The 25,113-nt window shown below is 66.9% G+C and carries 24 protein-coding genes; 16 read left to right on the forward strand and 8 right to left on the reverse strand.

The window, feature by feature from the left end; translation table 11 throughout:
• Nucleotides 1–364: 364 nt before the first annotated feature.
• From Amac_RS43510 to Amac_RS43525, 4 genes are all read left to right on the forward strand, one after another.
• The gene (locus Amac_RS43510) at nt 365–718 is read left to right on the forward strand and encodes a YraN family protein (RefSeq protein ID WP_155360309.1); all 354 of its coding nucleotides are present in this window, start codon (nt 365–367) and stop codon (nt 716–718) included.
• Between the two features lies 1 nt (nt 719).
• The gene (locus Amac_RS43515) at nt 720–2,261 is read left to right on the forward strand and encodes a YifB family Mg chelatase-like AAA ATPase (protein WP_155360310.1); all 1,542 of its coding nucleotides are present in this window, start codon (nt 720–722) and stop codon (nt 2,259–2,261) included.
• Nucleotides 2,262–2,983: 722 nt separating this feature from the next.
• Nucleotides 2,984–4,096 (forward strand): DNA-processing protein DprA, encoded by a 1,113-nt coding sequence (dprA, locus tag Amac_RS56835; protein ID WP_174900297.1) that lies wholly within the window; start codon nt 2,984–2,986, stop codon nt 4,094–4,096.
• Nucleotides 4,097–4,274: 178 nt separating this feature from the next.
• Entirely contained in the window at nt 4,275–4,922 is a 648-nt protein-coding gene (locus tag Amac_RS43525) for a DinB family protein (RefSeq protein WP_307729835.1), read from the forward strand.
• Between the two features lie 350 nt (nt 4,923–5,272).
• Here Amac_RS43525 and Amac_RS43530 read toward each other — a convergent pair whose 3' ends face one another.
• Nucleotides 5,273–5,902 (reverse strand): ArsR/SmtB family transcription factor, encoded by a 630-nt coding sequence (locus tag Amac_RS43530; protein ID WP_155360313.1) that lies wholly within the window; start codon nt 5,900–5,902, stop codon nt 5,273–5,275.
• Nucleotides 5,903–6,402: 500 nt separating this feature from the next.
• Between Amac_RS43530 and Amac_RS43535 the strand changes: the two genes are divergently transcribed.
• Nucleotides 6,403–7,302 carry a tyrosine recombinase XerC gene (locus Amac_RS43535; RefSeq protein WP_155360357.1) on the forward strand — a complete coding sequence of 300 codons (900 nt, stop codon included), beginning with the start codon at nt 6,403–6,405 and terminating at the stop codon, nt 7,300–7,302.
• A gap of 86 nt (nt 7,303–7,388) precedes the next feature.
• On the opposite strand, the gene Amac_RS43540 is transcribed toward Amac_RS43535, so the two are convergent.
• Nucleotides 7,389–7,853 (reverse strand): hypothetical protein, encoded by a 465-nt coding sequence (locus Amac_RS43540; RefSeq protein ID WP_155360314.1) that lies wholly within the window; start codon nt 7,851–7,853, stop codon nt 7,389–7,391.
• 323 nt (nt 7,854–8,176) lie between these two features.
• Here Amac_RS43540 and Amac_RS43545 point away from each other — a divergent pair, with 323 nt between their 5' ends.
• Entirely contained in the window at nt 8,177–8,755 is a 579-nt protein-coding gene (locus tag Amac_RS43545) for a nucleotidyltransferase domain-containing protein (RefSeq protein WP_218041649.1), read from the forward strand.
• 97 nt (nt 8,756–8,852) lie between these two features.
• On the opposite strand, the gene Amac_RS43550 is transcribed toward Amac_RS43545, so the two are convergent.
• From Amac_RS43550 to Amac_RS43560, 3 genes are all read right to left on the reverse strand, one after another.
• On the reverse strand, nt 8,853–9,620 hold the full coding sequence (locus Amac_RS43550) for a MerR family transcriptional regulator (RefSeq protein ID WP_155360315.1): 768 nt from the start codon (nt 9,618–9,620) through the stop codon (nt 8,853–8,855).
• 5 nt (nt 9,621–9,625) lie between these two features.
• Nucleotides 9,626–10,396 (reverse strand): M23 family metallopeptidase, encoded by a 771-nt coding sequence (locus tag Amac_RS58215; protein ID WP_373869936.1) that lies wholly within the window; start codon nt 10,394–10,396, stop codon nt 9,626–9,628.
• A gap of 651 nt (nt 10,397–11,047) precedes the next feature.
• Nucleotides 11,048–12,451, reverse strand: coding sequence for an MFS transporter (locus Amac_RS43560; RefSeq protein WP_155360317.1), 1,404 nt, complete (start codon nt 12,449–12,451; stop codon nt 11,048–11,050).
• 473 nt (nt 12,452–12,924) lie between these two features.
• Here Amac_RS43560 and Amac_RS43565 point away from each other — a divergent pair, with 473 nt between their 5' ends.
• The 6 genes from Amac_RS43565 (at nt 12,925) to Amac_RS43590 (ending at nt 17,932) form a co-directional block, all read left to right on the forward strand.
• Entirely contained in the window at nt 12,925–13,485 is a 561-nt protein-coding gene (locus Amac_RS43565; RefSeq protein WP_155360359.1) for a helix-turn-helix domain-containing protein, read from the forward strand.
• 194 nt (nt 13,486–13,679) lie between these two features.
• Entirely contained in the window at nt 13,680–14,612 is a 933-nt protein-coding gene (gene rpsB, locus Amac_RS43570; protein WP_155360318.1) for a 30S ribosomal protein S2, read from the forward strand.
• Between the two features lie 90 nt (nt 14,613–14,702).
• Entirely contained in the window at nt 14,703–15,536 is an 834-nt protein-coding gene (tsf, locus tag Amac_RS43575) for a translation elongation factor Ts (protein WP_155360319.1), read from the forward strand.
• A gap of 87 nt (nt 15,537–15,623) precedes the next feature.
• Nucleotides 15,624–16,394, forward strand: coding sequence for a UMP kinase (pyrH, locus tag Amac_RS43580; protein ID WP_155346873.1), 771 nt, complete (start codon nt 15,624–15,626; stop codon nt 16,392–16,394).
• Between the two features lie 9 nt (nt 16,395–16,403).
• Complete coding sequence (frr, locus tag Amac_RS43585; RefSeq protein WP_155360320.1) at nt 16,404–16,961, forward strand: ribosome recycling factor; 558 nt, start codon at nt 16,404–16,406, stop codon at nt 16,959–16,961.
• 113 nt (nt 16,962–17,074) lie between these two features.
• Nucleotides 17,075–17,932: a phosphatidate cytidylyltransferase gene (locus Amac_RS43590; RefSeq protein WP_246269078.1), complete on the forward strand. Its 858-nt coding sequence runs from the start codon at nt 17,075–17,077 to the stop codon at nt 17,930–17,932.
• 16 nt (nt 17,933–17,948) lie between these two features.
• Here Amac_RS43590 and Amac_RS43595 read toward each other — a convergent pair whose 3' ends face one another.
• Nucleotides 17,949–18,959, reverse strand: a complete 1,011-nt coding sequence (locus Amac_RS43595) for a suppressor of fused domain protein (protein WP_155360321.1) — start codon at nt 18,957–18,959, stop codon at nt 17,949–17,951.
• Between the two features lie 99 nt (nt 18,960–19,058).
• Between Amac_RS43595 and rlmN the strand changes: the two genes are divergently transcribed.
• Nucleotides 19,059–20,174 (forward strand): dual-specificity RNA methyltransferase RlmN, encoded by a 1,116-nt coding sequence (rlmN, locus tag Amac_RS43600; RefSeq protein ID WP_155360322.1) that lies wholly within the window; start codon nt 19,059–19,061, stop codon nt 20,172–20,174.
• Between the two features lie 56 nt (nt 20,175–20,230).
• Complete coding sequence (locus tag Amac_RS43605) at nt 20,231–20,890, forward strand: DUF899 domain-containing protein (protein ID WP_155360323.1); 660 nt, start codon at nt 20,231–20,233, stop codon at nt 20,888–20,890.
• Here the strand turns inward: Amac_RS43605 and Amac_RS43610 are convergent.
• On the reverse strand, nt 20,887–21,549 hold the full coding sequence (locus Amac_RS43610; protein WP_155360324.1) for a hypothetical protein: 663 nt from the start codon (nt 21,547–21,549) through the stop codon (nt 20,887–20,889). The two genes, Amac_RS43605 and Amac_RS43610, sit on opposite strands and share 4 nt — an antisense overlap.
• Nucleotides 21,546–22,283, reverse strand: a complete 738-nt coding sequence (locus tag Amac_RS43615; protein ID WP_155360325.1) for an ABC transporter ATP-binding protein — start codon at nt 22,281–22,283, stop codon at nt 21,546–21,548. Before Amac_RS43615 ends, Amac_RS43610 begins: the two co-directional genes overlap by 4 nt.
• A gap of 72 nt (nt 22,284–22,355) precedes the next feature.
• Between Amac_RS43615 and Amac_RS43620 the strand changes: the two genes are divergently transcribed.
• Together Amac_RS43620 and Amac_RS43625 are read left to right on the forward strand one after the other, a co-directional pair.
• Nucleotides 22,356–23,747 (forward strand): M1 family metallopeptidase, encoded by a 1,392-nt coding sequence (locus Amac_RS43620; RefSeq protein WP_155360326.1) that lies wholly within the window; start codon nt 22,356–22,358, stop codon nt 23,745–23,747.
• A gap of 815 nt (nt 23,748–24,562) precedes the next feature.
• A complete protein-coding gene (locus Amac_RS43625) occupies nt 24,563–25,102 on the forward strand; it encodes a pentapeptide repeat-containing protein (RefSeq protein ID WP_307729836.1) in 540 nt (179 codons plus the stop codon).
• Nucleotides 25,103–25,113 lie beyond the last annotated feature (11 nt).

The following is a 25,113-nucleotide window of genomic DNA, read 5'->3' on the forward strand; positions in this document are numbered from 1 at the left end:
GGTGGGAAGACCCACGCCTCACCCGGCGGAGCCGAGATCGTCGTCCGGCGCCTCTTCGGGGGCGGGCGGAGGCCCGGGTGGAACAAAGGGTTGGGCGGGTGGGGCCATCCACTCGACACCACTATTCATGACGACCCGGCATCCGAGCGCTAGGGCGTTCGGCGGCATCCACTGGGATGTGTACCGGGCTGGGTGATTGGCGCTGACAAGGTCAGGATCAGCGCTCTTGAGGAGAATCGGACGATCTAGGTGTCCGAAATGATGGCATCTGAATTTCCACAGGTCACAGGGTTATCCACAGGCGCGGATTTTCTCGCACGACGAGGGCGGTGAATGAGCGAAGGTCGGGGCCGGAGGTGGTCTCGTGGCCGCGAAGGATGAACTGGGTAAGACCGGCGAGCGGCTCGCCGTGGAGTTCCTGCGGGCGGCGGGAATGAGCATTCTGTCCCGCAACTGGCGCTGCGACGCGGGAGAGATCGACATCGTGGCTCGCGAAGGCCGCGTGCTCGTCGTGGTCGAGGTCAAGACCCGATCCAGCCGCAGCCACGGCACAGCACTGGAGTCAGTGACGCAGGAGAAGGTGCTGCGACTACGATCCCTCGCCGGCCGGTGGCTGGCGGCCCAACACGAGTGGTTCGATTCGATCCGCGTTGACGTGATCGCCTTGGAGCGTTTCGCAGGCGACTTCTCGATCCGGCACGAGCGGGGGCTCGTCTGACATGCCCGTCGCGCGCACGAGGTGCGTCGCCCTGGTCGGCGTCGCCGGGCACACCGTCGAAATCGAAGCCGATGTCGGCAGAGGCGTAGTCGGCACGCACTTCATCGGCCTCCTCGACACCGCCATCAGCGAATCCCGGGACCGTGTCCGTTCCGCCCTGCTCAACAGCCGCTTCGACTGGCCCGACGCCCGGGTCACCGTCAGCCTGTTCCCAGCCAGCCTGCCCAAACGAGGATCCATCTTCGACGTGGCGATAGCGGTCGCCATCCTCGGCGCGGCCGGATCCATCCCTCCCGCCAGGATCGCGGACCCCTTCTTCCTAGGCGAACTCGGCCTCGACGGACAGATAAGACCAATCCGGGGCGTCCTCCCCGCCGCACTGGCAGCCGCCGAAGCCGGCGCCCGCCTCATCGTCGTCCCCTCGCTCAACGCCAGCGAAGCCGCCCTGGTCCCCGGCCTGACCGTCGTCCCCGCATCCAGCCTCCGCGAACTCGTGGACTGGCTCCGCGACGGAGACCTCCACCGGCTGCCCTGCGTCGACGACGTCGCATCCTTCGACGCCCGCCCACCCGCACCGCCGACCGACCTCGACCTGATGGAGGTCGTCGGCCAGCCCCTCGGCCGCTGGGCTCTGGAGATCTGCGCGGCCGGCGGCCACAACCTCTGGCTCCTCGGCGCACCGGGAACAGGCAAGACCATGCTCGCCGAGCGTCTGCCCACGATCCTCCCCGTCCTGGATCGCGACCAGGCCCTGGAAGTCACAGCCATCCACTCGATCGCAGGCGCCCTCCCCGGCGGCCACCCCCTGCTCTTCCGCCCTCCGTTCATGGCCCCCCACCACACCGCCACGGTCGCCTCAGTCATCGGCGGCGGCACCGGCCTGATCCGCCCCGGCGCGGTAAGCCTCGCCCACCAGGGAGTGCTCTTCATGGACGAAGCCCCAGAATTCGCCAGCGGCGTCCTCGACTCCCTCCGCCAACCCCTGGAGTCCGGCAAGGTCACCGTTTCCCGCGCCGCCGGAACGGTCACCTTCCCCGCCCGCTTCACCCTCGTCCTCGCGGCCAACCCCTGCCCCTGCGGCCTGGGCGGCGAAGCAGGCCGATTCTGCGGCTGCAGCCCCAGCACCCGCCGCCGCTACCTCGCCCGCCTCTCCGGCCCTCTCCTCGACCGCGTGGACGTGAAAATCAGGCTTTCCCGTCCCAGCCGAGCCGAACTCCTAGCCGACCGCGCCCACACGGAACCAAGCAAGACAGTCTCCCAACGAGTCTCCCAAGCCCGGGAACGCGCCGCCAAACGCCTGGCAGGCACCCCTTGGCGCAACAACGCCGAGGTCTCCTCCGCAGTCCTCCACCGCGAATTCCGCCTCCCCCACGCTGTCCTCACCCCCCTCACCCGAGCCCTAGACGTCGGCACCCTGAGCGCCCGAGGCCTCGACCGAGTCCTCCGCGTCGCCTGGACCATCTCCGACCTCGCGGCCCGAGACCGCCCCGGCCTCGACGACATCACCGCCGCCCTAACCATGTGGATGGGACAAGACCAGTAACGGGATCCCCCTCGAAAGGTGGGGATTTCCACAAAGGAGATCTGATGAAGAACCCCAACAACCGCATTCCAAACTCCCCGACCCGCGCCTACCCACCCAACAACTCCTCTCCATCTCCCAACCACTCTCCAGTTCCTGGTCTGGCTTCCAGTCGCTCCCTAGCTCCCGACCAGGCCACCGACCGCGCTTCAGTTCGCCCAGCCCTCAGCCCCTATTCGGCTCCCATCCCAGCCACCAGCCAATTCCCTTCCCATCACCCAGCGAACAACTGGTCCCCAGCTCTCCGCCCAATCACCTATCCACCCCTCAACTCCAACACGGAAGGCCTGTCGCATCAGGAAGGTGCCGAACGCCGAGAACAGGCCGGGGATCGCGAGAGCCGCCCAAGAGGTCCCGGGGGCGGCCACACACAGCCTGGGTTCCGGCGAGGCTACGCACTGTCGGCAGATCAGGACTTCCGCCCTCCTCCGAAAGGGAAGATCGCTCCTGTTCCCGCCGGTGTGAGTGTGGACCAGATCGATCTGCCTCAGTCTCATGCTGACGGCGCAGGGCGGTCGGAGGATGGTGAGGGAGCGAGGTGGCCAGGCGTTGGAGGGCTGGGTTCTGGATCAGGATCTGGGCGGTCGGGATCTGCGTGTTCGGGAGTGATTGATCCGGCGGGGGATGCGGATCGGTTGGCACGGGCGGAGATCACGCGAATCGCGGAGCCGGGGGATCCGGTCATGGGGAGGCTGATCGAGGAATACGGGGCAGTGGGGGCGCTCGCTCAAGTTCGTCGTGGCGTTCTGGAGCCGGAGTTCATTCAGGCGGAGCTGGGGACGGCCAATACGGAGCGGCGGCGGCTCAACCTGGGGCAGTTGGTTACAGGATGGGCCGGGCGAGCGGTGGGTTGCGCGGGCCGGGCGGCAGATGATCTCGCTGCTGGGAGGCTGCTCGTGCCGGGCGATCCCGGATGGCCGTCGCAGCTCAACGACCTCGGGCGGTTGCGGCCGTATGGATTGTGGCTGGACGGCGAAGAGGATCTGCGTTTCGCCTGCCTTCGTTCGGTGTCCGTCGTCGGGGCTCGCGCGGCCACCGCCTACGGCACACACGCGGCCGCGGAACTGTCGGCCGGACTGAGCGACCGCTCCTGGTCGGTGATCAGCGGCGGAGCCTACGGTATCGACGGAGCGGCTCACCGGGGCGCCCTCGCCGGTGTCGCGCCAACAGTCGTCGTGCTGGCCTGCGGCACCGACGTCTGCTATCCATCCGCCCATGCCGACCTGTTCCGCGCCGTCCGCGAACGAGGCCTGGTGATCAGTGAATCGCCTCCGGGCGTCCAGCCCACGCGGCTGCGTTTCCTGGTCAGGAACCGCGTCATCGCCGCCCTCTCCCGCGGAACCGTGATCGTCCAAGCCGCCCTCCGGAGCGGCGCGCTCAACACCGCATCCCACGCTTCCGCCCTCAACAGGCAGCTGATGGCCGTCCCCGGCCCTATCACCAGCGACGTCTCCGCCGGCTGCCACGCCCTCATCCGCGAGGCCCGCGCCACCTGCGTCACCTCAGTACCCGAGATCATCGAATTGGTCGGCTCCATAGGCGACGACATTGCCCCCACCCTGAGAGGCCCCAGCTACCCCCGCGACTCTCTCAACGAAGAAACCAAACGAGTTCTCGACGCCGTCCCCGCCCGCACCCCCGCGGGCCCCGCCACCATCGCCAGCGCCGCCGCCCTCCCCCTGACCACGACACTGAGCTGCCTCGGCGGCCTCGAATCCGCCGGTTACATCCTCCGAACCCCCGACGGCTGGCGCCTCAAACCTCTTCCACCCACTACAGCCATCCAAGCGAACTGAACGAACACCCCAGTGGCCGCTGGCGGGCCCCCGGCCCTTTCCGACGGCGCCACACAAGCGTGGAATTGCGGTGGTTTGGTCAACGACGCCGGAGTTACTGCTGCGCGCCAACCCAAGGTCGTCATCTCCGGGTCAGGGGGTCAGTTTTGCAGCGTCGTCGACAGTTCGAGGCGGGTGGTTGGATTCAAGCGTATGGGGGCAGCAGCGAATTGTCGGTGGTGCCTGGAAGACTCAGCCGTTCCTGATTGTGAGCATGGGCAAGAACCGGAGGTGGAGCATGACTGGCACGTCTGTTCCCAAGCACTTCTCGCCAAGGTGGAACGGCGATACTCGTGAGGATCCGCCTGCTGTGGGTGGCGAGCGGGAGATCTTGGGTGCTGTTCTGGACTGGCAGCGGGCGACTTTCGGGCTCAAGTGTGCGGGCTTGCCGCCAGAGCGGCTGTCTGAGCGTGCGGTGCCTCCGTCCGGGCTTTCGCTACACGGTATGGTGCGGCATTTGGCTGGTGTGGAGCGGTGGTGGTTCCGGATCCAGTTCGCCGGTGAGGACGTTCCGATGCTCTACTACTCCGACGATGACCCCAACCAGGACTTCGATTCCCTGGACGGCGACGTCAACGAAGCCTTCGCTGTGTGGCGGGGAGAGTGCGAGCACTCCCGGCAGATCGTGGCGGCTGCGGCGTCATTGGATGAGACGGGGATCCGTAAGAAGACCGGCGAGCCGATATCGCTGCGAAAGATCATGGTCGACATGATCGCCGAATATGCCCGCCACAACGGCCACGCTGACCTGCTGCGCGAACGCATCGACGGGGCAACGGGGATGTGACCTCCCCAGCGCCTTGCCGTCTTCTCGCCGCCACCCACAGCAGGTCCGGGCTCGCCTCGGCCAGGGTCTCATCAAAGCTGCCCCCGATAGCGGGCACGAGGTCGTTTATGGCCATCTCTCGGAGCGTCCTTCCTCGATTCGCATCTCGAAGGATCACGAGGTGGCCGTCTTAGTTCACGAGAACGCCTAGCGGTTTTGACCGCACTTGGCGGCGGTAAGCATGATCGATGTTTGCGAGAAGTGACCGCACTTTGGCGGCTGGGGCCCTGCAGGCCCGGGGGTGTTGGGTGCCCTCTGGGTCAGCTCATCTGCTTCCGGGGCCGTCCCTCCTGGCTGACCGGCTGATGATTCTACTTATCCGGCTCGGCAGGGTTGCCCGGGCGGTCAGAGTCCTCACGCGCGGCGTCATCGCCCGGAGACGGTTCCGGGTAGGTCAGGAACCCGAAGACCACAGTCCGGGTTCCGGCTGGGGCATCCCCGGTTTCCCGCTGGTAGCGGCCAATCAGCTCCTGCTGGTCGGTGATGAGCCGACCGGCTTCCTCGCGGGTGAGCGTGAGCCGGGTGTGTTGCAGGGCCCAGGTCCCACGGCCCCACTCGCCCATGTCCTGGCGGGCGGCGCGGAACCGTCCGAAGCCCTCCAGCGCTTCAGCCCAGCCCGCCGGCTGCAGTCCGGATAGCTCCGCCTGCGCCTCCACGCTGAGCCCCTGGCGGGGGATCCACACCGGCTCCGGCGAGACCTCCCACCACCGTTCCCTGCCCTGCCCGCGCCCGGCGACTTCGCGCACGAAGCCGTGCCCGGCCAGCAGTCGCAGGTGGTAGCTCATGATCCCGCTGTTCTCGCCTAGGTCACGGGCCAGCGTTGTGGACGTGGCCGGTCCTGCCTGGCGCAGGTGGTGCAGGATCCGCTGCCGCATCGGGTGCGCCAGGGTTCTGAGTTCCTCGACATCCCGCACTTCGCGGGGCTGCAGCGGCTCGGTCATGATGCAAGGGTAAGTGTGCATGGATTTCCATGCAAATATTTTTGGGCATGCCTGTTGGTCGTCGCGGTAACTGAGACCCTGGCCGTGGTGATGGGCCGGAACCAGTGAGACATGGCCGACTAATCGAAGACAGGACAGCCTGAAATCCCCATGCGGGCATCCCGGTGGATCGCGGCGTAGAGCTCGGCATTCGAAGGGGGCATGAGGACACCCTCGACTACGAAGCGCATCCAGCATCTCGCCATGAGCCACACCGTACGGTCGGAACTCGTGAACAACGACTTCACCCGACCGAGACCGCGGTCACACCCGACTAGCGACCGCGGTCAACTCACGAACAAAACCAGATAGGTGATCTTGTGCTGCCAGCTGTGGATTGGGTACCTCCTGGGTAGCTTGAACGTCGGGTGTTGCCAGTCGGGTGCTGCCCTACGTGTCGAGTCGGGCTCGGTGTTCGGCGGTTGGCTTCAGGTGTTGCTGGGATTGTTACGGGGTTAGGGATGGAGGTTTCGGTGGTTGGGGAGGTGGTTGCGGAGTTTGAGCGGTATTTGCGGGTGGAGCGGGATTTGTCGCCTCATACGGTGCGGGCGTATCTGGGTGATGTTGGTTCGCTGATCGGTCATCTTGAGGGTGCTGGGGTTGAGGGGCTCTCGGGGTTGGATATCGGAATGCTTCGGGAGTGGCTGGGCGATCAGCATGGGGCCGGGAAGGCGCGGGCCACGTTGGCCAGGCGGGCGGCTTGTGCGCGGGCGTTCACGGCCTTCTGCCATCGGCGGGGATGGCTGGACGATGATCCTGGGTTGCTTCTTGGTTCGGCGAAAGCCGGGAGGAGTTTGCCTTCGGTGCTCGATCAGGACGAGGCGAGGGCGGCTCTGGACTCCGCTGGGACCGATGATCCAAAAGAGTTGCGGGATCAAGCTGTCCTGGAGTTGCTCTATGCCACCGGCATCCGGGTGAGCGAGTTGTGCGGGCTTGATGTCGACGATGTCGATCGGGAGCGGCGTACGTTGCGAGTCCTCGGCAAGGGAAGGAAGGAACGGGTGGTTCCCTTCGGGTTGCCCGCGCTGCGCGCGTTGGACGCCTGGTGTGTCCGCGGACGACCTCTCTGGATTCGAGAAGGCACCGGTCCTGCCTTGTTTCTTGGAATCAGAGGCGGCCGGCTCGATCAAGGCACCGTCCGCCGCGTCGTCCACGCCCGCCTGACCGACACCGGCGTAACTGACCTGAGCCCTCACGGCCTCCGACACACCGCCGCGACTCACCTTCTAGAAGGCGGAGCCGACCTCCGAAGCGTCCAGGAGATCCTCGGTCACGCCTCCCTCGGCACCACCCAGATCTACACCCACGTCTCCATCGAACGTCTCCACACCGCCTACCGCCAAGCCCACCCACGCGCCTAACCGCAAGAAATCAATGTCGACAACGACAACAAGCTCGGCTTCTCGTCGGAGTCCCACGCCGGGCCAGTCCGCTCGTTCGGGCGCAGTCAGGTGGCGTCACCCAACTGTTCGGCCAGCCGCTCCAGGCCACCCTTGATGAGCTGCCCATACTCGTCGTCGCCAAGCGCGCCGATCTCGGCCCGCGCCTGCTGGAGGTGCTTACGGGCGCGGTCGAAATCGCCCAGCTTGCGATAGCACTCGCTCACGTTGAGGTGCAACGACGGATACAAGCCGGCCACTGAAAGCGTCACCCCAGCTTGGGCCACCCGCTCATCGGTGACCAGGTCGGCGGCGGCAAGCGCTCGCAGATCCCACATCAGCTCCTGGTTCACGTCCTCCTGCACGTCGGCCATCGCGTGGGCCAGGACACAAACATGCAGGGGGTCGCCTTGCTCGCCGCCGATGTCGTCCCAGATCTGCGCGAACAACTCGCGAGCGGCTTCACGCTGACCTCGGTGGTGATGCAACTCCACCCCTTGGCCGATCCGGGTGAGCGTCGGGTCGGTGATCATTAGCGACTCCTTCACCAGCGCTGCAGCCGCGGCCAGCCTACTTGCCTGACGTGGCTTAACGACCATCAAACAGCTGACCAGCTAGTTCGCTTGACAACCCCAGATATCCATCGAGTTGGCCACCACACGTCCCTATCGGCAATCACATGAACACGCTAGGTGAGTAGTCGGGCCTCCGGGTGCTGCTACTTCTCACCGACATTCCGGGCCCGATCACCCCCCGAGTGCTGTCCAAACTGACTGACAAACGCTGCTGCTACTACTCACCAGCAAAAACAGCAGGCGGTCGATTGGTGGGAATCTTGGGGCATGGGCAATGAGTTGTGGCCGACTTCTTGTTGCGTCTGGAGGCGGTCGGGTTGATGGATGTTGGGCGTGCTGGGCGGCAGCTGGAGATCATCGCCGAAATCGTGGACGTCGCCGGGGGGCTTGGGATCGATGTGTGGCTTCGTGGGGGATGGGCGGTGGATTTCTTTCTGGGGGAAGTCACTCGTGATCATGTGGATGTTGATTGGTTCGTGTGGAGAGGTGATGTGGGTCAGCTGACTGCGGAGTTGCTGGGGCGTGGGTATGAGCGGCTGGTGGGAGCGCCGCAGGAGCAGCAGGTGGAGTTCGGCAAGGGGGGACTGGAGAGCAGCTTTGCTCTCGTGGAGCGGGACGACGCTGGGCGGGTTGTGGTCGCGGGCGGGCCTTGGCGTGGCGAGGCCTGGCCGGACGGGATGCTTGACGCCTCAATTGGAGGGATCGGTTCGGTGCGGTGCGCCGTTATCAATCCCCGGGCCCAGATTGAGATCAAGCGGATGATGCCAATCTGGGTTCCCGGTCGGCCGCGTCGGCCGAAGGACAGTGAAGACATCGCCCGACTGGAGGCAGCTCTCCTTGAGTCGCCCAGCGGGGCGTAGAGCTCACAGAGTTTCCAGCTGAGTGCAGGGGCTCAACCTGCAGGACATACCCGAAGACGGGACACGTTCGAAGGTGGGTTGGTCGGTGGGTGGTTGTTCAGGGCTGGCGGGCTCGATTGACGTACTCGACGAGGGCGATCATGCGGTCGGGGGGCCAGGGGAGGCGGGCGGCGAGTTCGGTGCTGTTGTCCTGCCACATTTGGCGGGCGGCTGCTGCGGTTTGTTCGCCCTGCTCGGCTGGAGGGTGGAAGCGGGCGCCGAGGGTTTGGTAGCGGGCGATCAGGTCGGCCACCTGGGGGTCGTCGGTGGGGGTGTTGGCGGCGACGTGGGGGAGTAGCTCTTCGACCAGGGCTGCCCATTCGTGTTTGGCGGCTTCGATGGCTTCGGTGCCGAGGGCGGTGCGGCGTTGGGCCAGTTGGTCGCGCTGTTCCTGGGTGAAGTAGGTCTCGTACACAGTGATCAACTCCAGGGTTGACATGAATTGGTCTGGGCTGGGCATCTGGCGGGCGGTGATGCGTTGGAGCAGGCCGTCGATTCGGGTGCGTAGTTCGTTGATTCGGGTGGCTTGGGCGGTCAAGTCGTGTAGTTGGGCGGTCAGGAGGGTGTGCAGCGCGGTCAGTTCGTCGTCCTGGTCGGCCAGGACTGAGGCGATCTCGTCCAGGGACAGGCCGAGTGCGCTGAGGGCGCGGATTCGGTAGAGGCGTCGTAGGTCGTGTTCGGTGTAGCGGCGGTGTCCGGATGCTGTTCGTTCGTGTGGGGTGAGGAGGCCGATCTGGTCGTAGTGGTGCAGGGTACGGACGGTCAGTCCGGTCGCTCGTGCCAGTTCGCCTACGCTCCATCGACGTTTGTTGTCGGCCTCGATCATGTTTTTCACGGTAGGACCTGACGTCGCGTGAGGTGCAAGGGGAAGAGGCGGACTTCGCCGTGACCCAGGAGGAGGAGAGGGTCAAGGTAACGGCCGGCGCGGATGAGGCCCCAGTGGAGGCAGGTCGCGGGGCAATGAGGGATCGGGTGACCGGTGATCGTGCCTATCGAGGTTCCCGTTGAGACGCGCTGGCCTGCGTGGACGGTCGGATCGACTGGGAGATAGGTCGTTCGCAGGCCGTCGGGGTGGGTGATTGCGATTGCGGTCAGGCCGCCGACCTCGCCGGCGAAAGTCACCACACCAGCGCCTGCGGCCATGACGGCTTGCCCATGATTGGCCTTGAGGTCCACACCCCGATGGCCGGGCAGCCAGCGATAGGAAGGTGGGTCGAATCTTCGCACCAGGCGTGGACTCGCCAACGGCCAGGTCCATCGAGGGACGCGGCGGCTACGGGTGTTGGCGCGTAGATAGAGATTTGGGACGGCCGGGTTGAGGCGGGCATTCGGGACGGCCAGGTCTAGGTGGCGATTCGGCACGGCCGGGCTGAGGGGGAGGTTCGGAGCAGCCGGGCCTAGGAAGGGGATTGGGACGGTTGGGTTCAGGTAGAGGTTCAGAGCGGCCAGCTCTAGGTGGGGGTTGGGAGCTGCTGGGTCTTGGTGGGGGTTCGGGAAGGCCGGGATTGGGCGCGGATTCGGGGTCGCCGGGTCCTGGTGGTGGGGAGTTTGGAGGGTGAGGAGGGCTGGTGCGAGGAGGGCTGCCAGGATCCGTGCGGGCATGGGGTAAAGGGTGCACGGACGGGTGGGAGGAGGAGCTTTCGAGCGTGGTTCTGTGGATAACCCTGTGGGCTGTGGATAAAAGCTGTGGATAACTGGGGTGGTTCGTGGCTGATGACGGACTGATTGCAGGTGGGGTGGGTCCCGGTGAAGTCGGGGCGCTCGTGGGGGAGTTGGGGCGGGCTGCTGGTGTTGTGCTGCCTGAAGTGCGTGTTCTGGGGGCGGAGCCGGTGTTTCCCTCGGCGTTCAGGATTGGGATGTTGGCGGGGGCCAGCGTCGGGGCCTTCACGGCGGCGGTGGCGGCGTTGTGGGGGCGGAGGACGGGGTTGCGAGCGCAGGTCTCGGTGGATGTACGGCATGCGGCCGTGGCTTTTCGAAGTGAGAGATATTTCCGGATCAATGGTGAAGCGCTGAGCCTGTGGGCGTCGTTGTCCGGGGACTATTCGACGGCTGACGGGTGGGTGCGTCTGCATTGCAACTTTGATCACCACAGGGATGCGGCGTTGCGGGCGTTGGGGGTTGGCCGGGTTTCGCGGGAGGGATTGGCCAGGGTTTGCGCGGGTCGTACCGCTCGACGAGTTGGGGCGGGGCGAGTTCGGCACGGAACCTATGCGGATGACCTGCTCGGCACCATGGGCAGCGTGTTCGGGGAGCTCACTTTTGTTCGGCCTCCTGGGTCGATCGAGGGTGCGGAGCCGTACTGGGCGAGTCCGCCGCCTCGGCGTGGGGAACATGCGCCCGCTTGGTGAGCGGTGACCACCAAAGGCACGGAATCGTCAGTACGGCACCCGCCGCGCACACCCACATCGCCGGACGAAGCCCAAGAAGCTCCCCAAGCACCCCACCGAGCAATCCGCCCAACGCCATCACTCCCTGCGTGGCGAAGTTGATCGAGGCGTTGACCCTGCCGATATACGCCTCCGGGGCCTCGCGCAGTGTGGCCGCCCCCGAGCAGACGCTGAAGCACACCACGGCCACACCCACCACGACCTCCGACACCGCGATCAAGCTGGAGACCAGCCAAACGGGCCCGGATGACGCCGCCATCGTGACAAACCCCACCGGAAAGAACAGCACCGACCCGAGCAGCACCCGATTCCCACCGAACCGGCGCTCCAACTGGGGCGCGACGACCGCGCCGAGCAGCCCACCCGCCCCGAACCCCACCACGGAGATCCCGACCAGCCACCCCGGCAACCCGAGCACATTGACCGCGAAGAGGACATAGACCGCTAATTGCGCGGCCCCGAAAAGATTGACCGTCATCCCGGCCAGCGTGAGCGCCCGCAGGACCGGATGTCCGACAAGGGTACGGATTCCTTCGCCTATCTCCCGAACAAGCGTCCGACGAATCTCCCGAACAAGCGTCCTTCGACCGCGAGTCGCGTGGGTGGACCGCTGGTCCGGCTGAATCTGCCCGTGACCGGAATGACCAGGACCGGACTGACCGTGAAGGTTCTGAGGAGTCGGCTCCGGCGCGCGAATCGACCGCAGGCACACGGCCGAGACCAGGAACGAGATCGCGTCCACGATCAACGCCAGCGGTGCGGTCAGAACAGTCACCAGCAGACCCGCGAGTCCAGGACCGCCAAGTTGCGCGACTGCGAACACGGACTGGAACCCGGCCAGCGCGGCGGTGCGCTGATGTTCGGGAACCACGCTGGTCAGGTGGGGTGTGTTGAAGTTGCGGAACACCACGGTGCAGGTGCCCACGATCAACGCCACCGCGATCAGCCAGGGCACGGTGAGCCACCCCGCCACCCAAGCGACGGGAACCGTCAGCACCGCGCTCCCCGCCACGACCTCGCACCCGACCATCACCGGCCGCCGCCGCGCGATCCGGTCGGCGATGGCTCCCACGGGTAACCCCACCAGCAGAAACGGCAGCGAAGCCGCCGCCGTGAGCATGCCCATCTGCAGGGGAGAGGCACCGAGCAAGGTCACCGCCGTCAGCGGCACGGCAAGCCGCGACACCTCACTCCCCGCCTCGGTGACCGCCCGCGCGCCCCACAGAAGCCGATAGTCCCGCTGTCTCCGAAGAGGAATCGTCTGAAGCATATTATGAAGCTAATCCTTCACAACTATGAAAGCAATCCTTCAGATATGACAGGAAGGTACGGTTGGGGGCCATGACAACCGAGAAGCCTGGGGCCCGACACCACTCCACAGGGGACCCCGCTCTCGGCTCGGACGCGCCCCACGAGGGTTCGCGATCCGAGCGGAAACCCGCGACGCCCCAAATGTCGGGCTCTGGGGAAGTCGGTTCGCGCTCTAAGCGGCCGCCCGTGACATCGGGAGCGTCGGGTTCGGATTCGCTGGGAGCCGGTTCGCGGTTCGAACAGGAGCCCGCGACGCACCAAAGCCCGGGCTCGCCAGGAGCCGGTTCGTCGTCCGAGCAGGAGCCCGCGATGTCGCGAATGTCAGGGTCGGACTTGCCCGACGTAGCTTCGCGGTCCGAGCAGGAATCACCGGCAGTGCGGTCGGCGGAGCAGGCGGCCGATCGGTATCGCCTGCTTACCGATGATGTGGGGATGTTGCGGGCCATGGCCCACCCCGCTCGGCTGGCGATCTTGACCCGGCTGCAGACCGAAGGTCCCGCCACGGCCACCGAATGCGCCGAGGTCGCCGGGCTCTCGCCGAGCGCGTGCAGCTATCACCTCCGGATGCTGGCCAAACACGGCTTCGTCGAGGACGCTCCCGCACGCGGCGACGGGCGGGAGCGTGTCTGGCGGGCGCTGCAACGAGGCTGGATGCTCCGCGACCCGGACGACGGCGAGCTCACGCCCGACCTCCTCGCCGCGCAGGGCGCGGTCATCGAAACCGTGCTGGACGACGCGCAGAAGCGACTCGCCGAATATCTCGGTCAGGCGGCGCGCGAGTCGTCCGAGTGGCGATCCGCCGCCGGGTTCACCCACTCCGTCCTGCTGGCGGACGCCGACGAGCTCCGCGAGATCGGCGCGCGAATCGCCGAGATCCTCGACCCCTACAAAGTCGTGTTCCGCGACCCCGCGGAAGCCCCCACGGGGGCGCGCCTCGTGGAGGTCCATCTGCGGCTGTTCCCGCGCCCGCCACGAGGCAGAAAAGCCGGGTAGCGCGGTCAAGGCCCCGGACAACTGAGGGTACGGATCCGGGTAGACTGTTCGGTGGCCTGCGGCATGTGGGCCGAATTCGCACGCCCACCACACGAACCGTTCCCTCGGTCCATCTGGCTGGAACGGTTCGGGGCGTCAGGGCGGGAGCCGCACGGCTCTCGCGGAACAACCGAGAACCATGGAGGACCATTTCAATGGCCACCCCCGTCGTCACCATGCGACAGCTGCTGGAGAGCGGCGTTCACTTCGGACACCAGACACGCCGGTGGAACCCGAAGATGAAGCGCTTCATCTTCACCGAGCGCAACGGTATCTACATCATCGACCTGCAGAAGTCGCTCGCCTTCATCGACCGGGCGTATGACTTCGTCAAGGAGACCGTGGCGCACGGCGGCACGATCATGTTCATCGGCACCAAGAAGCAGGCGCAGGAGTCGATCGCCGAGCAGGCGGCCCGCGTCGGCATGCCGTATGTCAACCAGCGCTGGCTGGGCGGCATGCTCACCAACTTCTCCACCGTGCACAAGCGGCTGCAGCGCCTGAAGGAGCTGGAGGAGCTCGACTTCGAGAACGTGGCCGCGTCGGGGCTCACCAAGAAGGAGCTCCTCATGCGCCGCCGCGAGAAGGAGAAGCTGGAGCGCACGCTCGGCGGAATCCGGGACATGGCCCGGGTGCCGAGCGCGGTCTGGGTGGTGGACACCAAGAAGGAGCACATCGGGATCAGCGAGGCCAAGAAGCTGGGCATCCCGGTGGTCGCGATCCTGGACACCAACTGCGACCCGGACGAGGTCGACTACCCGATTCCGGGCAACGACGACGCGATCCGCGCCGTCAGCCTGCTCACCCGGGTGATCGCGGACGCGGTGGCCGACGGTCTGATGACCCGCGCCGGCGCCGCTCGCGGTGACGACAAGCCGACCGGCGTGGCCGCCGCCGAGCCGCTGGCCGAGTGGGAGCGCGAGCTCCTGGAAGGCAGCGCCGCCCCCGCCGCCGAGGCTCCGGCCGAGGAGGCCGAGGAGCCCGCCGCCGAAGCCGAACCGGCCCCTGAGGTCGCCGAGGTCGCCGAGGTCGCGGAAGCCGCTCCGGAAGAGCCGAAAGAGCAGGAAGACGGCGACGAGAAGGCCTGACCGGGTCAGGCACAGCAAGCTCCACCGGGTGGGCGCGTCCGAAGCGGAAACGCCCACCCGCTCCACGACGAAAACCCATGAGGAATGACAATGGCTTCCGTGAACATGGCCGATGTCAAGCGGCTTCGTGAGCTGACCGCCGCCGGCATGATGGACTGTAAGAAGGCGCTGGAGGAGTCCGAGGGCGACTTCGACCGCGCGGTCGAGCTCCTGCGTCTCAAGGGCGCCAAGGATGTCGGCAAGCGCGAGGCCCGCACCGCCTCCAACGGCCTGGTCGCGCTCCAGCAGGAGGGCGACGCCGCCGCGGCGCTGCTCGAGCTCAACTGCGAGACCGACTTCGTCGCCAAGGGCGAGCGTTTCCAGCAGCTCGCGGCCGAGATCGTCGCGCACATCCTGGCCACCCGTCCGGCCGACGTGCCCAGCCTGCTGGAGTCCGAGCTGGCCGGAAAGTCGGTCAAGGAGCACCTGGACGAGGCCAACGCGGCCCTCGGTGAGAAGATCGAGATCCGCCGGTTCTCGGTGCTCGACGGCGGCTACATCGGTGCGTACATGCACAAGACCGACCCGCAGCTGCCGCCGGCCGTCGGTGTGCTCGTCCAGCTGGACTCGGCCAACGCCGAGGTCGCCAAGGACATCGCGCAGCACGCCGCGGCGATGGCGCCGAAGTATCTGGACCCGACCGCCGTGCCCGGCGAGGTCATCGAGAAGGAGCGCGCGCTCTTCGAGGAGATGACCCGCGAGGAGGGCAAGCCCGAGCCCGCGATCAGCAAGATCGTCGAGGGCCGGATCAACGGGTGGTACAAGGACTTCACGCTGCTGGAGCAGGCGTTCGTGAAGGACAACAAGAAGACCATCAGGAAGTACGCGGACGAGGCGGGCGTCAAGGTGCTGGCCTTCACCCGCTTCAAGGTCGGCCAGGCATAGTCTGGGGGCAGTCCCCGTGAAACGCCTCAGGAGCTGACTCACGGATACTCGCTCAGCTTGAACCGCCACACCGAGGAGGCCGCCGACGTGCAGGAAAACACCGAACCCGCCACGCCGGCGGCCCCGTCGTACGACGGGCCGCTGCGCTGGAAGCGTGTGATGCTGAAGCTGTCCGGGGAGGCCTTCGCGGGCGGCGACTCGCTTGGCATCGACCCGGTCACCGTCGGCAAGCTCGCCGACTCCATCGCCGAGGCCGTCCGGGAGGGCCTGCAGGTCTCCGTGGTCGTCGGCGGCGGGAACATGTTCCGCGGCGCCGCGCTGTCGGAGCGCGGGATCGACCGCGCCCGCGCCGACTACATGGGCATGCTCGGCACCGTCATCAACTGCCTCGCGCTCCAGGATTTCCTGGAGAAGCGGGGCATCGAGACCCGGGTCCAGACCGCGATCACGATGCAGCAGGTGGCCGAGCCGTTCCTGCCCAGGCGTGCGATCCGGCATCTGGAGAAGGGCCGGGTCGTCATTTTCGGAGCGGGGCTCGGCTCGCCGTTCTTCTCCACCGACACCTGTGCCGCGCAGCGCGCCCTGGAGATCGGTGCGGAGGCCCTGCTGAAGGGCACCAAAGTGGACGGTGTATACGATGCCGACCCCCGTAAGAACCCCGACGCGGTGCGCTTCGACCGGCTGGAGTACAGCGAGGTCCTGGCGCGCGACCTCGCGGTCATGGACGCCACCGCGATCAGCCTGTGCAAGGACAACGGCCTGCCCATCGTCGTGTTCGAACTGATGGGCGAGGGCAACATCCTGCGGGCGGTCCGCGGTGAGAAGATCGGCACGCTGGTGAGTCCGGCAGGGAAATAGGGAGCCGCAGTGATCGAGGAAACCCTCTTCGAGGCCGAAGAGAAGATGGACAAGGCGGTGACGGTCGCCAAGGAGGACTTCGCGGCCATCCGGACCGGCAGGGTCACGCCCGCGATGTTCAACAAGATCAACGTGGACTATTACGGGTCGCTCACGCCGATCCAGCAGCTGGCGTCGTTCCACGTCCCCGAGGCGCGGATGGTCCTCATCCAGCCGTATGACAAGGGGTCGATGAGCGCGATCGAGAAGGCCATCCGGGACAGTGACCTCGGCGTCAACCCCGGCAACGACGGCGTGATCATCCGTGTGGTCTTCCCCGAGCTGTCGGGCGAGCGGCGCAAGGAGTACATCAAGGTCGCGCGTACCAAGGCGGAGAACAGCCGGGTGGCCATCCGCAACATTCGCCGGCACGCCAAGGAGACCCTCGACAAGATGGTCAAGGACGGCGAGACGGGCGAGGACGAGGTGCATCGCGCGGTGAAGGAGCTCGACGACCTGACCCAGAAGCATGTCGCGAAGATCGACGACCTGCTGAAGCACAAGGAAGCCGAGCTGCTGGAATTCTAGGCGGCGAACCGGCCGGCGGGCCGGTGGCGTCATCGTGATCCTTGTCCGCGCGCAGCCGCGAACGCCGCGGCGCCGTCCGGGCAGGGATCACGCGCATTTAGGGAGTAAACGGCTTGGATGACAACGATCCGGTGGGTACCGGCGACGCGCCCCCAGCGGCGGGCGGGAGCCGTACCGGGCGGAATCTGCCTGCGGCGATCGGGGTGGGGGCCGCGCTCGGAGCGCTGGTCATCGGGTCGCTCTACACGGTCAAGTCGTTGTTCCTGGTCGTGGTCATGGCGACCGTCGGCGTCGGCGTGCACGAACTGGTGAAGGCGTTCGCGTCGCGGCAGATCCGGGTGCCGCTGGTGGTGCTGCTGGCCGGGCTCGCGGCGATGCTGGGCGGTGCCTACTACGGCGGGCCGGTTTCGCTGGTCGGCGCGTTCGCGGTGACCGTGATGGTGCTGCTGGGCGTGCGGACATTTCAGGGCGCGGATGGGTTTGTACGGGATGCCACGGCCAGCGTCTTCGTCGCGGTCTATCCGGCGCTCCTCGCCGGTTTCGTGGCGTTGCTGCTGCGCCCGGAGGATGGCGCCGGCCGGGTGGTCACCTTCGTCGCGATCACCGTCGCCAGCGACATCGGGGGCTACGTCGCGGGAGTCCTGTTCGGGCGGCACAAGATGTCACCGATCATCAGCCCGAAGAAGACCTGGGAGGGTTTCGCCGGGTCCGCGCTGGCCTGTGTCGTGGTCGGGGCCTGGCTGGTCGCGTGGCTGCTCGGCGGCGCGCTGTGGCAGGGCGCGATCCTGGGCGCGGTCATGGTCGTCTGCGCCACCATCGGCGACCTGATCGAATCGATCATCAAACGCGATCTGGGCATCAAGGACCTGGGCACCCTGCTCCCCGGTCACGGCGGCGCGATGGACCGTCTGGACTCGCTCCTGTTCGCCCTGGTCCCGTGCTGGCTGCTGCTAAGCCTTTTCATCCACTAAACGCCGATAAATCGGCTTAAATGCGGGTGTGCGGGGCTAGCCGGCTGGACAGCACCTCGTGTCCGCGCTCCGCCGCGAGCCGCAACTCGGTGTCCGTGATCGGCACAAGCCACAGCCACTGTACGGCGTCGCCCCCAAACGCAAATCCCGAAATATCCGGCAAGCCCGCCGGCTCCGCCAGCAAGATCACGCCCTCGTGGCCGTTGCCCAGCGGGAACGTGCCAGGCTGGTGATACCAGCGGGCCGTATGCCCGTGCCCCAGCCAGGTCACCGACCGCCACGGATACTGCCCCAGCCACAGGAACAACCGCGCCGCCATCCGGGGATCCTGCCGGGTCGCCACCGCGAGCTCCACCCGGGTCGGCGTGTCATACAGCTCAGCCGTCGGCATGCGCTGACAACTCATCCCCACCGTGGACAGGATCGTGTAATCCTGCCCAGGCCGCTCCGTCACCCCGATCCGCGGCAACCCGCCCGCACTGGCGTCCCAATACCGCCCGGGCGGCCCCAACCGGCTGTCCAGATGCCCCATCACGAACTGCTGGAACGACGTCCAGCTCCCCTCCTTCTCCCGCCACTCCCAGTACGCCCTGGCCTTGCGCACCCGCGGCGTCAACCCGTCCAGCGCCTCCGCCAGCGCCCAGGCGAACGGCGATTCCCCCAGCGCGTCGCGCGCGTACCCCGGCATGCCCCGATCGAGATCGGCCCAGCCCGGGATGACGGCCAGCAGCTCCTCGCCCTCGTACAGCGCGACCCCGTCCCCCTCCTCGAACCACAGCACCCGCAGCCGCGTGCCGTCGAAGGGCTCGGTCCCCTGCGGGTAGCGGGTGTGCGAGCGCGGCATGATCGGCGGCAGCCCCGCGTTCAACCGGCCAAGATCGACAGAGGTCGGCGCGGGCACATGATTGGCCAGCCAGACCGCCCCATGGACGATGCCGCCCGGGTCGCGCAGGTAAGCTACGGACGACACCTGATCGCACTCGACGGACAGCGTGCGGCTCCCGTAGGGATTGGCGCTGGTGAGCATGCTGTCCAAACCTCACCTCCCGATCAGGACTCTATGGCCGCTTCCCGCCGTCGTTAAGTGCAGACGCGGCGATGAGTATCGAGATCCGAAGGATGGGCAATGACCGAGGCGCTTCAGGCGGGCCAGCTGACCTTCATCGCGCCGCGCCGGGCCAAGCCGCAGCGGCACCTGGCCGACCTGACCATGGCAGAACGCCGGGCGGCGGTGGTGGAGCTCGGCGAGAAGGCGTTCCGCGCCGACCAGCTCTCCCGCCACTATTTCGGCAAGCTCACCGAGTCCGCCGACCAGATGACCGACCTGCCCGCCGCGTCCCGCTCGGTGCTCGCCCAGCTGATGCCCGACCTGCTCAATCCGGTACGGGAGATCACCTGCGACAACGGCACCACCCGCAAGACGCTGTGGAAGCTGTTCGACGGCTCCCTGGTCGAATCGGTGCTGATGCGCTACCCCGACCGGGCCACGATCTGCGTCTCGTCCCAGGCCGGATGCGGGATGAACTGCCCGTTCTGCGCCACCGGCCAGGCCGGCCTGACCCGCAACATGTCCACCGCCGAGATCGTCGGCCAGGTCGTCGCCGCCGCTCGCACGCTGGCCAGGGGTGAGGTTCCCGGCGGCCCCGGCCGGATCAACAACATCGTGTTCATGGGCATGGGCGAGCCGATGGCCAACTACAAAGCCGTCATCGGTGCCGTGCACCGCATGGTCGACCCCTCACCCGAGGGCCTGGGAATCTCCGCCCGCGGCGTCACGGTCTCCACTGTCGGCCTGGTCCCCGCGATCGAGAAACTCGCGAACGAGGGCCTTCCGGTCACCCTCGCCGTCTCCCTGCACGCCCCCGACGACGAGCTCCGCGACACCCTCGTCCCGATCAACACCCGCTGGAAGGTCGCCGAGGTCCTCGACGCCGCCTGGGCCTACGCCGTGAAGACCAAACGCCGCGTCTCCATCGAGTACGCGCTGATCAAGGACATCAACGACCAGGAATGGCGCGCCGACCTCCTCGGCCGCCTGCTCAAGAACAAACTCGTGCACGTCAACCTGATCCCCCTCAACCCCACCCCCGGCTCCAAGTGGACCGCCTCCCGCCCCGAAGACGAACGCGCCTTCGTCCACCGCCTGGAACACCACGGCGTCCCCGTCACCGTGCGCGACACCCGGGGCCGCGAAATCGACGGCGCCTGCGGCCAGCTCGCCGCCGCCAACCCGACCGCCTGACGGGTTTCGCACGAGCGCGCATGTATTCGCGGGGTGGATCCTCGTAGGTTGGGAGTATGACTCTTCCGAAGATTGTGTCTGCCGAGGAGTGGCAGGCCGCGCGTGATGAGCTGCTGATCGAGGAGAAGGCGGCCACCAGGGCGCTGGACGCGCTGGCCGCCAAGCGGCGGCGGCTGCCGATGGTGGAGTTCCGCACCGACTACGTGTTCGACGGGGCCGCGGGTAAGGCGGATCTGCTCGATCTGTTCGACGGGCGGCGGCAGCTGATCGCCTATCACTTCATGCTGGAGCCTGGGGGAGAGGCGTGCAGGGGGTGTTCGAGTTTTACCGACAACATCGGGAATCTGGCGCACCTGCACGCGCGGGACACGACGTTCGTGCTGACGTCGCGGGCTCCGCTGGCCGAGATCGAGAGCGTCCGGCGGCGGATGGGGTGGACGGTGCCGTGGTATTCGACGGCCGGAGGGGCCGATTTCAACGGGGACTGCGGGGCGCGGATCGATCAGGGGTTCGGGCTGAGCGTCTTCCTGCGGGATGGCGATCGGGCGTTCCGGACATACTTCACGACGTCGCGTGGGGTGGATCGCATCAGGCCCGACTTCGAGCTGCTGGATCTCACGCCGTACGGGCGGCAGGAGACCTGGGAGGACTCGCCGGAGGAATGGCCGCAGACGCCGCCGTACGGGTGGTGGCGGTATCACGACGAGTATCTCTAAGGGCGGGTGCGGCGAAGTCCGGCATATCCCAGTAGGCCTAGGCCGATCCATACGGTCGCTGAGACGACGATGGCGGGGAGCCGGGTGGCCAGGTCGCCGTGGTTGGCCGCGTGCATCCAGGTCATGGCGGGAAATGTCGCCCAGACCGATGAGGACCCTGCCATCAATATGGCGAAATATCCGCCTATGAGGGCCACGATGGAGATCGCGGGGGAGGGGAGGATGGCGCGGCTGGTGAGGGCGCCGATGACGGTTCCGGCCAGGACGGCCAGGGCGTGCAGGCCGATCCCGGTGGCCAGCGTGCCTACCGGCGGGATCGCCGCGAAACCCCCGGCCAGCGGCCAGACCAGGGCGATCAGGGCCAGGATCGTGTTGCACGCGAGCGCCGCCAGCAGCCCGCTCGCGAGCTCCGCCCGGCCGACCGCGGTGAGCGCGATCATGCGCTGCTCGTCCGGTTCGGTGTCCAGCAATCCCCGGGCCGCCCACGCGAACGCGGGGATCAGGATCGCCGCCGAGTCCGCGTACGAGCTCAGCTCGTTCCCCACCGGAACCCCCGTCGCGTACAGCAGGCTGATCACGACGAGCAGCAGGAGCAGCGGCTGGAACGCCCGGTGGGAGCGGGCATAACCGGCGATCCGGAACCGGGTCAGGGCGATCATTCGGCGGCCTCCACGGTCTCGTCCTGGCTCAGGAGCGGTTCGTGGCCTTCCGCCCGTAGGTGCGCGGCCAGCAGGCTCGCCCGTGACAGCGGCAACCGGACCGAGACGTTCAGGATGGGTTCGGACGCCTGCGTGGTCATCGGCCGGACCCGCGAGTCGCGGACTTCGTAGCGGGTGACGTTCGGGAGGGTGCGCAGGTCGCCCTGATGATCGCTGGCGACCACGATGCCGCCCCGGGTGGCGATCGCGTCCACGGTCAGCGCGATCTCGGCGCGGGCGGCGGTGTCCAGACCGGCGAAGGGTTCGTCCAGGATGAGCAGGTCGGGGCCGCAGAGCAGGGCCTGGGCGAGACCCACCTTGTGCGCGCTGCCCTTGGACAGGTCGGGTAACCGCTGGCCGAGCAGGTGGTCCATGCGCAGGCGGGACGTCCACTCGTCGATGGCCGATTCGTCCACCTTCCGGATCGCCGCCAGGTGGCGCAGGTAGCCGGCGACGGTGAAAGGCTGGGCGGCGGGGAAACGTTCGGGGGCGTACCCGACGATGGCCGGGCGTCCGGTGACCGTGCCGCGGGTCGGACGGAGCAGGCCGGCGATCACTCTGAGCAGGGTGGACTTGCCGGAGCCGTTGGGTCCGACGACCTCGATCACGCTGCCGGGGGCGAGCTCCAGGTCGACTTCGGCGAGCACCCAGGGGTCCTTACGCCGGTAGCGGAGGTAGAGGCCGGATATGCGCATGATGCCGGAAGGATATGCGGAAATGCCCCTTTGACTGGAGTCTCACGCGTGTAGATCTCAATAATGGGGCGCATGCTTCGCAGACGAACCCCCCTCGCGGCGCTCGCCGTCGCCGGTTTGACGTTACTCACCCCCGCCGCCGCGCACGCGGAGGCGTACACGCCGGGCTCGGCCGGGCTGGGGGATCCCTACTTCCCGCACGCGGGCAACGGCGGGTACGACGTCGACCACTACGACCTCAAGCTGCGCTTCAACCCGAAGACGGACGTGCTCAAGGCGACCGCGACGATCGCGGCCACCGCCACGAAGAACCTGTCCCGCTTCAACCTCGACTTCTCCGGCCTGAACGTCCGGAAGGTGGAGGTGGACGGGAAGAAGGCCAAATTCCGCCGTAAGGGCCAGGAACTCACCATCACCGCCGCCTACGGCCTGGCCGAGGGCAGCAAGTTCACCGTCCAGATCGAGTACGACGGCAAGCCGAAACCGGTCAACGACCCGGAACTCGGCGTCACCGGCTGGATCCACACCAAGGACGGCGCGACCGCGCTCGGCGAACCCGACGGCGCGCGGACGTGGTTCCCCGTCAACGACAACCCGAAGGACAAGGCCACCTTCGCGTACACGGTCTCGGTTCCGGTGGGCCTGACCGTGCTGGCCAACGGCGAGCCGCGCAATGTCGGGATTGTTCGGGTGCGTAATGGCTGGTCGTCGGTGAAGTGGGAGATGCGCGAGCCGATGGCCCCCTACCTGGCCATGGTCGCGATAGGCAAGTTCAAGGTCACCCAGGGCGTGGCCGCCGGGGTTACCAACATCACCGCGTACGACCCGGTGCTGGCCAAGACGTCCAAGCACCTGCACAAGACCACCGCCAAAGCCACCGAATGGGGCGTCAAGCACTTCGGTCCCTACCCGTTCTCCTCGACCGGCGGCATCGCCGACAAGGTGGACGTCGGGTACGCGCTGGAGACCCAGGGCCGCCCGGTCTACGACGGCGACGTCACCGACGACCTGCTGATCGTGCACGAGATCGCCCACCAGTGGTTCGGCAACAGCGTCGGCCCGCAGACCTGGAAGGACATCTGGCTCAACGAGGGCTTCGCGACCTACGCGGAATGGCTGTACGAGGAGACCCACAACGGTCCCACCGCCCAGCAGACGTTCGCGAAGCTGTACAAGAACAAGGGCGCGTTCTGGAACCTCAAGACGGGCAACCCCGGCCGTAACGGCATGTTCGACTGGGAAGCGGTGTACCAGCGCGGCGCGATGACGCTGCACGCGCTCCGCCAGAAGATCGGCGACGACACGTTCTTCGAACTCCTGCCCGCGTGGACGGAGAAGCACCGCCACGCCACGGCGACCACCAGAAACTTCATCGACCTCGCCGAGGAACTGTCCGGCCAGGACCTCGACCCCCTCTTCAACGCCTGGCTCTACAAGGCAGCCAAACCAAAACCGAACCTCTAGCCCGCGAAACGGCGCCGGGTCACTCGCCGTTATCCGGCGCCGTTAACGTCTCTCGTGGTTCTCGCCGCACCGGCGCCAAGAGCGGCCGGGGCATCCCGTTGGGGTTGCTAAGAGCCTGCAGACAATTAGCTTGCGTGCTCACGAAGGGTTCGCCGAGGTCCGTGGGCTGAGGGTCTATGGGCTATCTGACCGGCGGGCCGAGCGGCCTGGCCGGCGTGCCCCGGCCGTTCGGCGACGCGGGCCCTAACCGTGCGTGCGCGGAGAGGGGCTTGGGCGGGGTTGCCCGCTGGCCCGGAGCTACTGCCGCGCTTGAGGGAGGTGACCTTCAGCCCGTCGAGCAGGCCGGAGAGGGCCTGAGATCGTCATTGTCCGGTCGGAATGCCGCTGCAGCCCTTGGCGCCGGTGCGGCGAGAACTGTCACCTGCGTGAACGGCGCCGGATAACGGCGAGTGGCTTGGCGACCTGCTCATGTCGTTTGATGTTCTAAGGTGCCTGGTGTCGGTTGAGGGTTGAGGGGGGCGGGTGCTGTGTCGGGGGAGCGGCAGCAGGGTTTGCGTGCGGACTGTGGGCAGTGTTTTGGGCTGTGTTGTGTTGCGCCGGCGTTTGCCAAATCGGCTGACTTCGCGGTGGACAAGCCTGCTGGGCGGCCGTGTGTCAATTTGAAGGGTGATTTCCGGTGTGGTATTCACTCGGAGCTTCGGGAGCGTGGGTTTTCGGGGTGCACGGTCTTTGACTGTTTTGGTGCTGGGCAGAAGGTTGCGCAGGTCACTTATGGTGGTCGGGACTGGCGGCGGGTGGCGGGGATCGCGGGTGAGATGTTCGATGTGTTCGCGGTCATGCGGCAGCTTCATGAGTTGCTCTGGTATCTGGCCGAGGCGTTGACGTTGGACGCGGCGCGGCCGGTCTACGGTGAGCTCGAACGGGCTTTCGATGCGACGGAACGGCTGACGTTGGAGAGTCCTGAGGTCTTGGTTCGGTTGGACTTTGGGGCGGTTCGGCAGGGGGTCAATGATCTGTTGCTGCGGGTGAGTGAGCTCGCACGGGAGAAACAGCCCGGCAAGAAGGATCTCCGTGGTGCGGACCTCATGGGAGCCGATCTGAAGGGCGCGGATCTTCGTGGGGCGAGCCTTCGCGGGGCGTACCTGATCGGAGCCGATCTTCGTGGTGCGGATCTGCGTGGAGCTGACGTCATCGGGGCTGATCTTCGTGGCGCGAAGATCGCCGGAGCCGATCTGACCGGAGCTGTCTTCCTCATCCAGTCGCAGCTTGACGCGGCCAATGGTGACGCGACGACCAAGTTCTCGCCGTCGTTCCACCGGCCCGCTCACTGGCCGGACGTGTCGCAACCGAAATGACGGGAAAAGTC

The sequence above is a fragment of the Acrocarpospora macrocephala genome (genome assembly GCF_009687865.1).
Taxonomy (GTDB): domain Bacteria; phylum Actinomycetota; class Actinomycetes; order Streptosporangiales; family Streptosporangiaceae; genus Acrocarpospora; species Acrocarpospora macrocephala.